Genomic DNA, 13808 nt, shown 5'->3' with positions numbered 1-13808 from the left:
CCCATGTTTTCCCCAGAGGCGATAGGGGTCAGGGGGCGCTGCCCCCTCTGGGCCGCTGGCCCATTCACCCCCGGAGTATTTATTCCAAGAAGAAACAACAAGTTTTCTGGACATTTCGCGCCCGGATCGCCCAAATGCAGTCATGGATTTACATCGGAAATATCCCGGCTTCAGCGATATGAAGGCCCGCGCGCGGCAGCGGATGCCGTGGTTCGTGTTCGAATATCTTGACAGTGCGACCGGGGCGGAAATGACCCAGGCCCGGAACCGGCAGAAGCTGGACGAGGTGGTATTAATACCCTCGATCCTGCATGGCGAGGCAGAGCCGGACCTGTCGGTCGACCTGTTCGGACAAAAGCTGGCGCTGCCCTTCGGGGTCAGTCCGGTGGGCATGTCGGGGTTGTTTTGGCCAGACGCCGAACGGATTTTGGCGCAGGCGGCAACGCGGCACGGGTTGCCCTATGGATTATCGACAGTGGCCAGCCGGACACCGGAGGATGTCGCCGATTGTCTGAACGGCAATGGCTGGTTCCAGGTCTATCCGCCGCGCGATCCGGAGATTCGCGCCGATATGCTGAAACGCGCTCGTGAAGCTGGGTTCACCACGCTGGTTTTGACCGTCGATGTGCCGGTGGCCAGCCGCCGCGAACGGCAGGTGCGCTCCGGCCTGACCAGCCCGCCGCGGCTGACGCCACGGTTGTTGACGCAGGTGGCGCGCTGTCCGGCCTGGGCCATGGGCATGGCGCGGATGGGGATGCCGAGGATGCGGCTGATCGACAGCTATGCCAGCAATGTGACAGGGTTGGGATCGACGCAACATGCTGGCTATCTGCTGCGCACCTCGCCCGACTGGGATTACCTCAAGGCGCTGCGCGACGGATGGGACGGGCCGTTGGTGGTCAAGGGGGTGCTGGACCCGCGCGATGTCGGGCGGCTGGAAGCCGCCGGGGTTGACGGGATCTGGGTGTCGAACCATGCCGGCCGGCAGTTCGATGCGGCCCCTGCGTCGATCGAGGCCCTGCCAGCGATCCGGTCCGAGACCCGGTTGCCGGTGATTTTCGACAGCGGCGTCGAAGGCGGTCTGGATATCTGCCGCGCCATCGCGCTTGGTGCCGATTTCGTAATGCTGGGGCGGGCCTGGCATTTTGCGCTTGGGGCATTGGGGGCAAAGGGGCCGGATCACCTGATCGACATGTTGCGTCAGGATCTTTTGGCCAATCTGGGACAGATGGGCGTGACGCGGCTGGCCGATCTGCCCGGCCGGTTGGCATAGCAGCAATGCCGCCGGGACAGACCGGGTCGAACAAAATCCATTTTGCATTTTCGCACACCCAAATGCTCAGGCAGATTTCTAGTTTGTGTTTCTGCACCTCTACGCTTGACTTTGGTCAGAAAATGTAACCGATAGGTCGCAAAAGTCGCTGCATTGCAGCATGAAATGCAGTATGTTCCAGAAAAGACCGTCAAACCGGGGGACCATCCATGGCCGACTTCAAAAAAATCCTGATTGCCAACCGCGGCGAGATCGCGATCCGCATCATGCGGGCGGCGAACGAGCTGGGGAAAAGGACCGTTGCGGTCTATGCCGAAGAGGACAAGCTGGGGCTGCACCGGTTCAAGGCCGACGAAGCCTACCGGATCGGCGAAGGGATGGGTCCGGTGGCGGCCTATCTGAGCATCGCGGAAATCATCCGGGTGGCCAAGCTGTCAGGGGCGGACGCGATCCATCCCGGTTATGGCCTGCTGTCGGAAAACCCCGATTTCGTCGATGCCTGCGAAGCGGCCGGGATCACTTTCATCGGTCCCAAGGCGGCGACCATGCGCGCGCTTGGCGACAAGGCCAGCGCCCGCAAGGTGGCGATCGAAGCCGGGGTGCCGGTGGTTCCCGCGACGGAAGTTCTGGGCGATGACATGGCGGAGATCAAGGCCGAGGCGGCCGAAGTCGGCTATCCCCTGATGCTGAAGGCCAGCTGGGGCGGCGGCGGCCGCGGTATGCGGCCAATCCTGTCCGAGGGTGAGCTGGAGGAAAAGGTGCTGGAAGGTCGGCGCGAGGCCGAGGCGGCCTTTGGCAATGGCGAAGGCTATCTGGAAAAGATGATCATCCGGGCGCGCCATGTCGAGGTGCAGATCCTCGGCGACAGCCACGGCGCGATCTATCATCTGTGGGAACGCGACTGTTCGGTGCAGCGGCGCAACCAGAAAGTGGTCGAACGCGCCCCTGCCCCCTATCTGAGCCAGCAGCAGCGCGATGAAATCTGCGATCTGGGTCGCCGCATCTGTGCCCATGTGAATTACGAATGCGCCGGGACCGTTGAATTCCTGATGGATATGGACAGCGGCAAGTTCTATTTCATCGAGGTCAACCCGCGGGTGCAGGTGGAACATACCGTCACCGAAGAAGTCACCGGCATCGACATCGTCCAGGCGCAGATCAAGATCGCCGAGGGCAAGACGCTGGCCGAGGCCACCGGCATGGCGCGGCAGGAAGATATCGTACTGCATGGTCACGCGCTGCAGACCCGGATCACCACCGAGGACCCGCAGAACAACTTCATCCCCGATTATGGCCGCATCACCGCTTACCGGTCGGCCACCGGCATGGGCATCCGGCTCGACGGCGGCACCGCCTATGCCGGCGGCGTGATCACCCGCTATTATGACAGTCTGCTGGTCAAGGTGACCGCCTGGGCGCCGACGCCCGAGGCGGCGATCCACCGGATGGACCGGGCGTTGCGCGAATTCCGTATCCGCGGCGTTTCCACCAATATCGCCTTCGTGGAAAACCTGCTGAAGCACCCGACGTTTCTGAATAACACCTACACCACGAAATTCATCGACGAGACGCCGGAACTGTTCGATTTCGAACTGCGCCGCGACCGCGGCACCAAGGTTCTGACCTATATCGCCGACATCACCGTCAACGGGCATCCCGAAACCGAAGGCCGCGCCGAACCGTCGGCCGATGTGAAACTGCCGAAAGCCCCGGTCTCTATCGGTGAGGTGCACCCCGGCACCAAGACATTGCTGGAACAAAAGGGCGCCAAGGCGGTGGCCGACTGGATGCTGGACCAGAAGCGGCTGCTGCTGACCGACACCACCATGCGCGACGGCCATCAGAGCCTGCTGGCCACAAGGATGCGCTCGATCGACATGATCAAGGTGGCGCCGGCCTACGCCGCCAACCTGCCGCAATTGTTCAGCGTCGAATGCTGGGGCGGGGCGACCTTCGACGTGGCTTACCGCTTCTTGCAGGAATGCCCGTGGCAGCGGCTGCGCGATCTTCGCTGGGCGATGCCGAACGTGCTGACCCAGATGCTGCTGCGCGCCTCCAACGGGGTCGGCTATACCAATTACCCCGACAACGTGGTGCGCGAATTCGTCCGCCAGGCGGCGGCGACCGGGATCGACGTATTCCGGGTCTTCGACAGCCTGAACTGGGTCGAAAACATGCGCGTGGCGATGGACGCGGTGATCGAGAGCGGCAAGATCTGCGAAGGCACGATCTGCTATACCGGCGATATCCTCGACCCGAACCGCGCCAAGTACGACCTGCAATATTATGTCGACATGGCCAAGGAACTGGAAGCGGCGGGCGCCCATATCATCGGGCTGAAGGACATGGCGGGGCTGCTGAAACCCGCTGCCGCCCGCGTATTGGTCAAGGCGCTGAAGGATGAACTCACCATCCCGGTGCATTTTCACACCCATGACACCAGCGGCATCGCCGGGGCCACCATCCTGGCGGCCAGCGACGCGGGCGTCGATGCGGTGGACGCGGCGATGGACGCGTTCTCGGGCGGCACGTCGCAGGCCTGTCTCGGTTCGATCGTCGAGGCGCTGCGCAATACCGACCGCGATACCGGCATCGACATCGCGCGGATCCGCGAAATTTCCAACTACTGGGAACAGGTGCGGGCGCAATATGTGGCGTTTGAGAGCGGGCTGCAGGCCCCGGCTTCGGAAGTCTACCTGCATGAAATGCCGGGTGGGCAATTCACCAACCTCAAGGCGCAGGCGCGCAGTCTGGGGCTGGAGGAGCGCTGGCACGAGGTCGCGCAGACCTATGCCGACGTCAACCAGATGTTCGGCGATATCGTCAAGGTGACGCCATCGTCAAAAGTGGTGGGCGACATGGCGCTGATGATGGTCAGCCAGAACCTGACCCGTGCCGATGTCGAAGACCCGAAAAAGGAAGTCGCTTTCCCTGATTCCGTGATCGACATGATGCGCGGCAATCTTGGTCAGCCGCCGGGCGGCTTCCCCGAGGGGATCGTCAAGAAGGTGCTGAAGGACGAGGCGCCCAACACCGAACGACCAGGCAAACATCTGGACCCGGTCGATCTGGACGCCGCCCGCAAACAGGCCAGTGCGGCCTGTGACGGGATCGGGATCGACGACGAGGACCTGAACGGTTACCTGATGTATCCCAAGGTGTTCACCGATTACATGGCGCGCCATGCGATGTATGGCCCGGTGCGCAGCCTGCCGACCCGGACCTTTTTCTACGGGATGGAACCGGGCGAGGAAATCGAAGCCGAGATCGATCCGGGCAAGACACTGGAAATCCGGTTGCAGGCGGTGGGCGAGACCAGCGAAGACGGCGATGTGAAAGTGTTCTTCGAACTCAACGGCCAGCCCCGCGTGATCCGGGTTCCGAACCGGTTGATCAAATCCTCCACCCAGGCCCGGCGCAAGGCCGAACTGGGCAATCCCGCCCATGTCGGCGCGCCGATGCCCGGCGTGGTGGCCAGCGTCGCGGTATCGGTCGGCCAGAAGGTCAGCGAGGGCGATCTGTTGCTGACCATCGAGGCGATGAAGATGGAAACCGGCATCCACGCCGAACGCGACGCGGTGATCAGGGCTGTCCACGTCCAGCCCGGAACTCAGATCGATGCAAAAGACCTGCTGATCGAGTTCGAATAAGCCCGGCCCCGGCACAACCGGCCAGCTCGGATGATGTACTGCGCCCCGCCATGCCTGCATGGCGGGGCGTCGTTTTTGTGCGTGGTCGTTTTGCGATCAGACTACAAAACCTATTCTTGAAAACAGATCAACCGCCCCATTCGGAGCGGTTGTTCATGCACAGCCAGAGGTGAAGAACGAACGGGCGATCAGACGCCGCGAGCGCGCACAAGTTCGGAAAACTTTTCGAACAGCGCGCCATTCGCAGTCACGATATCACCATCTTGCAGCGGTTCGTGACCGTCCCGGATCGCGCCAACCATGCCGCCCGCTTCGGCGACAATCAACGTCCCGGCGGCGATGTCCCAGATATTCAGTTCGCGTTCCCAGAACCCGTCATACCGTCCCGACGCGACATAGGCCAGATCCAGTGCTGCCGATCCCCAACGCCGCACACCGGCGCATTCGGGCATGATCCGGGCCAGATCCTGCAACGTGGCAGGCAAGGTTTTCTTGCCAGCAAACGGAATGCCGGTGGCGAAGATCGCTTCGATCATCCGGTGCCGGCCCGACACCCGCAGCCGGTTGGAATCGTTCATCCAGGCGCCAGCGCCCTTTTCGGCATAGAACATTTCATCCTTGGCGGGATCATAGATCACCCCCGATACGATCTGCCCCTTGTGTTCCAGCGCGATCGAGATCGCCCAATGCGGCAGCCCATGCAGGAAGTTGGTAGTACCGTCGAGCGGATCGACGATCCAGCGCCGGGTCGGGTCCTGTCCCGGTTCCTCGCCGCCTTCCTCGGCCAGCCAGCCATAGGTCGGACGCGCGCCCATCAGTTCTTCCTTGATGATCGCTTCGGCGGCGATATCGGCCTTGGACACGAAATCGCCGGCACCCTTCATCGAAACCTGAAGGTTTTCCACTTCGCGGAAGTCCTTCACCAGCGAACGGCCTGCCTTACGGGCGGCCTTGAGCATGATGTTGAGATTTGCGCTGCCTTGCATCGGTTCGGTCCCTCAGTTTCCAAGCCGCGCGTATACGCCGCAAGACTGCGCTTGCCAAGGGGGAAGCCGGGATTTCGGCCAAGCGGGATCGGGGGCGCGGCCCCCACCGCCGCAAGCGGCGGCCCCCCGGAGTATTTGGACCAAGATGAAAGCGGTTACTGCCGCTGCAACTTTACCGGTTCGGTCCGCGCCAGACGGATGAAATGAGCGAAATAAGGCCGGGTGGCATCGTCGGTCCGCACTGCGGCGTAAAGCCGTTTGGTCAGGCCGTTTTCGGTGATCGGGCGGGTGACATAATCGGAGGAATATTTCACTTCGCGCACGACCCAGTCGGGCAGCACGGTAACGCCGCGGTTGGAGGCCACCAACAGCAGGATCACTGCGGTCAGTTCAACCGGGCGCAGTGCCGCCGGTTCGATCCCGGCGGGGGTCAGCAATTCGGTGAAGATATCAAGACGGCTGCGATCGACCGGATAAGTGATCAGGGTTTCGCCGGCGAAGTCTTCGGCCTCGATATAGTCCTTTTGCGCCAGCGGGTGGGCGCTGGACGCCACGAAGACCGGCGCGTAGTCAAACAACGGCACGAATTCCACACCCGGCAGCTTGTCGGGATCGGAGGAAATCACCAGATCGACCTCTTCGCGTTGCAGCGCGGGCAGCGCATCGAAGGCAAGGCCGGCGCGGATATCGACATCGACTTCGGGCCAGGCTTTGCGGAACTGTTCCAATACCGGGAACAGCCATTCGAAACAGGCATGGCATTCGATGGCGATATGCAACCGACCGGTCTTGCCGGTCAGGATGCCTTTGAACTGTTCTTCCAGCGCGGACATCTCGGGCAGGATTTTTTCCGCTGCCCGGAGCAGCCGCATCCCGGCCGCTGTCAGTTTCATCGGTTTCGAGCGGCGCACGAACAGTTCCACCCCGGTCTGTTCTTCCAGATGCTTGATCTGGTGGCTGAGCGCAGATTGGGTGATGTTCAGCTGCCCCGCCGCCCGGGCCAGACCACCGGCGTCATGAATGGCCTTGATCGTGCGTAAATGGCGCAATTCGATGTGCATTATGAATGAACCTCATGTTCACCTTGAAAACTATGAAGTTGTCTCACAAACGGATTCACGCGACAAGGGGACAACCAGAAAAGATGGAACCCGTATCATGACCGTGCCCGCAGTATCGTTTGAGTTTTTCCCGCCGCAAAACCTGGAGGCGTCGTTCCGCCTGTGGGACACGGTGCAGACGCTGGCGCCGCTGGGGCCGCGTTTCGTGTCGGTAACCTATGGCGCAGGCGGCACCACCCGCGATCTGACCCGCGACGCGGTGGCGACGATCCACAAACATTCCGGCCTGAAGGTTGCGGCCCATCTGACCTGTGTCGATGCCACCCGTGAAGAGACTCTGTCGATCGCCGACGACTTTGCCGAAGCGGGCGTGACCGATATCGTGGCGCTGCGCGGCGATCCGCCCAAGGGCACCGGTGCGTTCCGGGCTCATGAGGATGGGTTTGCCAGCTCTGTCGAACTGATCGAGGCGCTGGCAGCCAAGGGAAAATTCACCATCCGCGTGGGCGCTTATCCCGAAAAACACCCCGAATCCACCGACCATCAGGCCGATATCGAATGGCTGAAACGCAAATTCGACGCCGGTGCCGACGAAGCGCTGACCCAGTTCTTTTTCGAAGCTGAAACCTTTTTCCGATTCCGCGACGCCTGCGTAAAGGCCGGTATCGACAAGCCGATCATCCCCGGCATCCTACCGATCGAGAATTTCAAGGGCGCGCGCCGCTTCGCCGAAAGCTGCGGCACCACGGTGCCCGACTGGGTGATTGAGGCCTTCGAGAAGGCCGAACGTGACGGGCGTCAGGATTTGCTGGCCACCGCGCTGTGCACCGAGCTGTGCAGCGACCTGATCGAAGGCGGCGTGGACAGTTTGCATTTCTACACGCTCAACCGTCCGGAACTGACCCGCGATGTCTGTCACGCCTTGGGCGTCACGCCGAAGGCGCAGTTGGAAAACGTGGCGTAACACCTCATTCCCGGACTTGCCCCTCCCCTGGCCCCGCGTCAATTTAGGATGAATACGCGGAAGGACAGATCATGGTTGAACGTAAAATCGCAACATCGCCGGACGACTTGCCCAGCATGGAAGAAATGCTGGGTATTTCGGGTCTGGAGGCGATGCAGCGGATGCTGAGAGGCGAAACCGTAGGGCCGCCGATTGCGGGCGCACTGGGCTATACCATTTCGTCGGTCGAAGACGGTCGCGTGGTTTTTTCAGGGTCCCCGGATTTCAAGGTGACCAACCCGATGGGGACCGTGCATGGGGGATGGTACGGTACGTTGCTGGACAGTTGCATGGCCTGCGCGGTGATGACCAAAGTGCCAAAGGGCAGCACCTACACGACACTGGAATACAAAATCAACATCCTGCGCCCGATTCCGCTGGGCATGCAGATCGAAGCGATCGGCACCGCGCAACATGTCGGCCGATCGACCGGCATTGCGATTGGTGAAATCCGTGGGGTTGAGGACGGCAAGCTTTATGCCACCGGGTCGACCACCTGCATCGTCATGAAATTGCGTTAGAATTCGGTAACGGCACGTCGCACAGACCGGCCTGTGCTGTTTCGTGCAGGCGTTCAGAGGGGTCTTCGCAGATGCGGCGGCGCTTGCGCAGCAGGAACATCTTGCCCCAGCCAAGCCAGGTGCCGACAGCAGGCGCCCGGGGATCGCGAGGGAATGCCCCTTGCCAGCCGTCCGGCAGTGGCAGGCCACAATCCTGCGCCCGTTCCAGCATCCAGACCAACGGGATATTGGACAGTGGCCGTGCCGCCCGAAAAGCGCCCAGTTGCCCCCCGACATCCCCGTGGGCACCTCGGAACCAGACCTGTTCGATCCGGTCCGCGCCGGTTTCAGAACTGTCCCAGAGCACCGGTTCGAACACCACCCGCGTTTCATCCATCGCCAGAGCATGGAACCCGTATTTCACCGATCCACCCAGTTCGTGCGAATGGAATGAATGCTTGTCCTCGGTCCATTGCCACAAAAAGGGCAACCGCAGGCCCAGCGCCTTGACGGTATCCCAGACGCCGATCATTTCGATCTTGAATTCGTCATGGCAATTGGCGGCGCGGAACGCGGCGCTGGCAGGGCTGCCCGGGGGGCTTTGGTAATGGCGATAGGCCAGTTGGATATTGCGTTCGGTGGCAGCTTCGGAACGCAGCAGCCCGACCTGATCAATCACCCCGGCCAGCGACCGCACCGCGTAGGCCCCGCGTGAATAACCGAACAGGAACACCCGGTCACCGGGGCGGTACCGGCTGGCGAGATAGCCATAGGCGCGGCGGATTTGGCGGTTGATGCCGCGCCCCATCAGGACATCGGGAGCATGGCGCCATTCCGCCATCTGCACTCCGGCTTCGTAATAAACTGAAATCGGCGCGCCCATCTGCGCCAGCAACCGATATGTCAGCCCGGCATTGGTTTCCTCGCCCGGCTCCAGTGACGACATTGTGCCATCGAGGATAATCACATGGGTCAGCGCACCGCGCGATGCGCTGATCGGGGAGTGCCCAGACCAGAAGCCGGGTTTAACCCATTCAATTAGCCGTTTCGTCAGCCTTCCCAGCCGCATGGCTCAAAGCCTCCCAGACATTCACGGGCGTCGCCGGCATGTCGATCCGGCGCACGCCGCGCTGCCAAAGCGCGTCCAGCACCGCGTTCATCGTGCTTGCCATCGCGCCAACGGTACCCGCTTCGCCGCATCCTTTCATGCCCATAGGGTTCGATGTCGACGGCACCGCTTCTGTGGTGAATTCAATCATCGGCATATCGGCCGCACGCGGCATTGCGTAATCCATAAAGGACCCGGACAGAAGCTGCCCGTCATCATCATATACGACCCGTTCCATCAGAACTTGACCCGCGCCCTGCGCCACACCGCCATGAACCTGACCTTCGGCCAGCAGCGGATTGATCAGGTTTCCGAAATCGTCAACCACCGTGTATTTCACCAGATCCACATGACCGGTGTCGGGGTCGATTTCGACCTCGGCGACATGGGCGCCGTTGGGATAGGACCGGGCCGGAAGGGTGGCGCGGGCTTCGTGCGTCAGCAGGTCTTGGCGACCGTCAACGCGCGCCATTTCGGCGGCTTCCAGCAGGGTCGGAGTCAGGTTCGATCCCGGCGCACGGAAGGTTTCGTCGTCGAACCGTAAATCGTCTTCGGTCACGCCCATCTTGTCGGCCAGATAAGGGGTGAAGGCCGCGATCATCTTGTCCACCGTGGCCAGCGTGGCATTGGCCTGGGTCGTCACCGAGCGCGATCCGCCCGTACCGCCGCCCTGCGCGATCAGGTCGCTGTCGCCCTGGACCACAAAAATTCTGTCCTGCGGGACGCCGGTCTGGTCGCTGAGGAACTTGGCATAGACCGTTTCATGCCCCTGCCCGTTTGACTGGGTTCCAACATAGATCGTCACGGTGCCATCGGCATTGAATTCCACCTTCGCACCTTCGGACGGATCGCCCAGAATGCTTTCGATGTAATAGCTCAACCCGATGCCTCGCAACTTGCCGCGCGCGGCACTGTCGGCACGGCGGCTTTGGAACCCGGCCCGGTCGGCAAAGGTTTCGGCAGCGCCAAGCACCCGGTTGAAATCGCCCACGTCATAGGTTTCCCCGGTCGCGGCCTTGTAAGGGAAGGCGTTTTTCGGGATGAAATTGATCCGGCGCAATTCCCACGGGTCAACCCCCAGTTCGCGCGCCGCCTGATCCATCATCCGTTCCAGCACATAGATCGCTTCGGGCCGCCCAGCCCCACGATAGGCGTCGACCTGGGTGGTGTTGGTGTAGAATCCTTCGGAATGCAGATAGGTCGCCTGCACGTCATAGGTACCGGCCAGCACGCGGGCAAACAGGTTGGTTTGCATAAGCTGACCGAAATTGCTGTTATAGGCGCCCAGATTACAGCGGGTATCGACCCGGTAGCCGATGATCCGGTTGTTTTCGTCAAACGCCAGCGCCGCATCGCTGACCAGATCGCGGCCATGATGATCGCTGAGCATCGCATCCGATCGTTCGCCCATCCAGCGTACCGGACGGTTCAACACCATCGCGGCATGAGCGACGGTGAAATATTCCGGGTAAGGCGGCGCCTTCATACCGAATCCACCGCCGACATCGGGGGTGGTGGCATGGACCTGATCGGGTTCCAGAGACAGGGTTTTGGACAACGCATCCTTCACTGCCCAGACCCCTTGCCCGCCATAACCGAAATGCAGTCGGTTGTCGCGCCAGTCGGCAAAACAGCCACGCGGCTCCATCGAATTGACGATGATCCGGCTGTCGACAATTTCCATCCTCACCACTTTGGCAGCACGGTCAAACGCGGCGCTACAGGCCGCTTCATCGCCCAGCCCCCAATCGAAAGCCCGATTATCCGGGGCCTCTTCATGCAGCGCTTCGCCGCCCGGATACATATCCAGCTTGGCCGGCAGATCGTCGTACTCCAACTCGATCAGCTCGGCCGCGTCGCGGGCCTGATCCAGCGTTTCCGCAATGACCACCGCCACCGGTTCGCCAGCGAACCGTATCTTGCCCTGCGCCAGAATCGGGCGATGCGGGGCCGCTGCAGGCGATCCATCGCGGTTCTGCACCGTCACCGCCGTCAGGCCACGGGTGATTCCGGCCTGCGCCAGATCCTCAGCGGTCAGCACCAGATGCACACCATCGCTGTCGCGCGCCGCCGAAACATCCAATGACGTTATCACCGCATGCGCCACCGGCGACCGGAACACCACCGCGCGCAAGGCATCTTGCGGGGCGGCATCATCAATATATTCCCCATGGCCTGTCAGAAACCGGACATCCTCAACCCGTTTGATCGGCTGGCTTTTCCCGAATTTTTCCATCATGCCCTCGCTTTGTGGTGTTTGGAGCGCAGAGTAACCCGCCGTCGCCGAGTGTCCAGCCCTTCAACCGTCAAGTGACGCAACGGTGACAGATTGTGTCGGCCCATAGCCGTTGAACCGGGTGGCCAGCGCCATCGAATAAGCCCCCATCCCGTCGAACAGGATATAATCGCCTTCTTGCAGATCATCGGGTAATGCGAATGGGTCGGGCAGCCGGTCCAGACTGTCGCAGGTTGGCCCGAACAGAATGCGCGACACCGGGCGGCCGCTGCGGGCTTCTCCATCAGGCGCAAAGCAGCGCAGTCGGTCCAGCCCGCTCATGTCGCGCAGTTCCGACAATGCGCCATAAATTCCGTCATTAAGAAAAACCGAACCATCGCTCCGCATCGCCTTGACCCGGGCGGCAAGGCTGAACGCCTCGGCCACCATTGCCCGGCCAGGTTCGCAAACCAATTGAGGAACCGGGTCGAAAACCGCACAGGCGACCTGGCTGATTCGATCGAATATCCGGCTCAGATCGGGTGCGGCGCCGGCCCGATGCGAGGCAAAGCCGCCGCCAACATTGAGCCGGTCGATGACCACCCCGGCACGGCGCGCCACATCGGCAGCCGCCGTGATATAAGCTTCCCACGCTTCGGGTGCCGCGCATTGGGTGCCAGGATGAAAGGTCAGTGCCGGACGATACCCACGCGCGGCAACCTGCCGCAACAACGCCACCGCCTGAGCCGGACCAACCCCGAATTTCGCCCCGAAATCATAGGCTGCCCCCTTGACCGGCAAGGCCAGCCGGACGCTGATTTCCAGATCCCCGCCCAACACCGCAAGCTTGTCCAGTTCGCGCGGGCAATCGACCGATGCCGAGGCGATCCCGAATTCCGCTGCCGCCGCCACCTCGGCGGGTGAACGGACCGGATTGTTATAATGCAATACCGCGTCGGGGCACACCGCCCGCACCGCCGCCATTTCCGCCGGAGAGGCGACATCGAAGACGGTGATCCCGGCGGCGACCAGATTGACCAGGACCGCCTCGTCCGGATTGGCCTTGACCGCGTAGCTGACCAATCCCGGGAACCCGTCGAGAAACCGATGCGCCTGCTGTTGCAGGGTGACAGGACTGAAATACATCACTGCGGAGTCGGGCTGGATACGATGCAAATGTCGCCGGGGCGACAGCCAATGGGGATCGGGACGCATGAAATACCTCGCTGTTTTTGCGCACTATCCCCCGAAGAGGTGCCAGAATTGCCGGTAAGTTCGCCTGAATTGACTCTTTCTTTCGTCAATTTCATAGTCGAGCAATGCAAAATGACGAAATTGACACCGCCCTGCTGGCCCTACTGGCCGAAAATGCCCGGATGCCGGTCACCGCTTTGGCCCGCAAGCTGGGGCTTGCCCGCACCACCGTGCAGTCCCGGATTGACCGGCTGGAAACCAATGGCACCATCACAGGCTATACCCTGCGGCTGGGGCGGAAATCCGTCCCCCAACTGAAGGCGACGGCATTATTGTCAATCGAACCGCGATCTGGTCCGGCGGTGCTGGCGCGGCTGAAATCGTTGTCCAACGTGGTCCGGGTGCATACAACCAGCGGCCGGTTTGACATGATCGTGGAACTCAGTGCCCGCACCACAGAAGACCTTGACGACACCCTGGACCGGATCGGCGATGCCAAGGGGGTGAGAAGCTCCGAAAGCTTGATCCAGCTTAGCACCAAGATCGACCGTGGCTGAGAAAATGTCTGCGCCATGGCGCAGTCAGGTCTTGCGCTGACGCGCGCATTGGGGGCCAGCCCCCAAACCCCCGGAGTATTTCACCCAAGAAGAAACACAGGTTTCAGTGTTTTCACCGTTCCCCAGATATGCCCACCGAAGGCGATCCCGGGGCGATGGCCAAAGGCCAGAGGCACGATAAATCTGCGTGCGCTGCAGGCGCGCTCTGTCTGATAACCGCTTTTCCTTTCCCGACCAATTCGATAGACGGGGGGCAACGAA

General features: G+C 61.6%; 10 protein-coding genes. 5 read left to right on the top strand and 5 right to left on the bottom strand.

All coding sequences use genetic code 11. From position 1 onward, the window contains the following. Positions 1-142: 142 nt before the first annotated feature. Both VOI23_RS14255 and VOI23_RS14250 read left to right on the top strand, forming a co-directional pair. Positions 143-1273: an alpha-hydroxy acid oxidase gene (locus VOI23_RS14255; protein WP_323785578.1), complete on the top strand. Its 1131-nt coding sequence runs from the start codon at positions 143-145 to the stop codon at positions 1271-1273. Positions 1274-1482: 209 nt separating this feature from the next. Further along, complete coding sequence (locus VOI23_RS14250) at positions 1483-4923, top strand: pyruvate carboxylase (protein ID WP_323785576.1); 3441 nt, start codon at positions 1483-1485, stop codon at positions 4921-4923. 188 nt (positions 4924-5111) lie between these two features. On the opposite strand, the gene VOI23_RS14245 is transcribed toward VOI23_RS14250, so the two are convergent. After that, the gene (locus VOI23_RS14245; protein WP_323785575.1) at positions 5112-5909 is read right to left on the bottom strand and encodes an inositol monophosphatase family protein; all 798 of its coding nucleotides are present in this window, start codon (positions 5907-5909) and stop codon (positions 5112-5114) included. A gap of 155 nt (positions 5910-6064) precedes the next feature. Continuing rightward, on the bottom strand, positions 6065-6970 hold the full coding sequence (locus VOI23_RS14240; RefSeq protein ID WP_323785574.1) for a LysR family transcriptional regulator: 906 nt from the start codon (positions 6968-6970) through the stop codon (positions 6065-6067). A gap of 97 nt (positions 6971-7067) precedes the next feature. On the opposite strand from VOI23_RS14240, the gene metF reads away from it, so the two are divergent. Next, positions 7068-7934, top strand: coding sequence for a methylenetetrahydrofolate reductase [NAD(P)H] (gene metF / locus VOI23_RS14235; RefSeq protein WP_323785573.1), 867 nt, complete (start codon positions 7068-7070; stop codon positions 7932-7934). Positions 7935-8005: 71 nt separating this feature from the next. After that, the gene (locus VOI23_RS14230; RefSeq protein ID WP_323785572.1) at positions 8006-8494 is read left to right on the top strand and encodes a PaaI family thioesterase; all 489 of its coding nucleotides are present in this window, start codon (positions 8006-8008) and stop codon (positions 8492-8494) included. Here VOI23_RS14230 and VOI23_RS14225 read toward each other — a convergent pair. The 3 genes from VOI23_RS14225 to VOI23_RS14215 form a co-directional block, all read right to left on the bottom strand. Further along, positions 8478-9542, bottom strand: a complete 1065-nt coding sequence (locus VOI23_RS14225; protein WP_323785571.1) for a DUF2235 domain-containing protein — start codon at positions 9540-9542, stop codon at positions 8478-8480. The genes VOI23_RS14230 and VOI23_RS14225 overlap by 17 nt on opposite strands. Beyond that, positions 9508-11817 (bottom strand): xanthine dehydrogenase family protein molybdopterin-binding subunit, encoded by a 2310-nt coding sequence (locus VOI23_RS14220; RefSeq protein ID WP_323785603.1) that lies wholly within the window; start codon positions 11815-11817, stop codon positions 9508-9510. Before VOI23_RS14220 ends, VOI23_RS14225 begins: the two co-directional genes overlap by 35 nt. Positions 11818-11880: 63 nt before the next feature. Further along, positions 11881-13011: a type III PLP-dependent enzyme gene (locus tag VOI23_RS14215; RefSeq protein ID WP_323785570.1), complete on the bottom strand. Its 1131-nt coding sequence runs from the start codon at positions 13009-13011 to the stop codon at positions 11881-11883. Between the two features lie 104 nt (positions 13012-13115). Between VOI23_RS14215 and VOI23_RS14210 the strand changes: the two genes are divergently transcribed. Beyond that, a complete protein-coding gene (locus VOI23_RS14210) occupies positions 13116-13547 on the top strand; it encodes an Lrp/AsnC family transcriptional regulator (RefSeq protein ID WP_323785569.1) in 432 nt (143 codons plus the stop codon). The last annotated feature ends 261 nt before the right edge of the window (positions 13548-13808 follow it).

Origin of the sequence: Thalassovita sp. (assembly GCF_034670005.1) — a bacterium.
GTDB lineage: Bacteria > Pseudomonadota > Alphaproteobacteria > Rhodobacterales > Rhodobacteraceae > Thalassobius.
The sequence above is the reverse complement of the archived record's forward strand: the minus strand, read 5'-3'. Positions and strand labels throughout refer to the sequence as shown.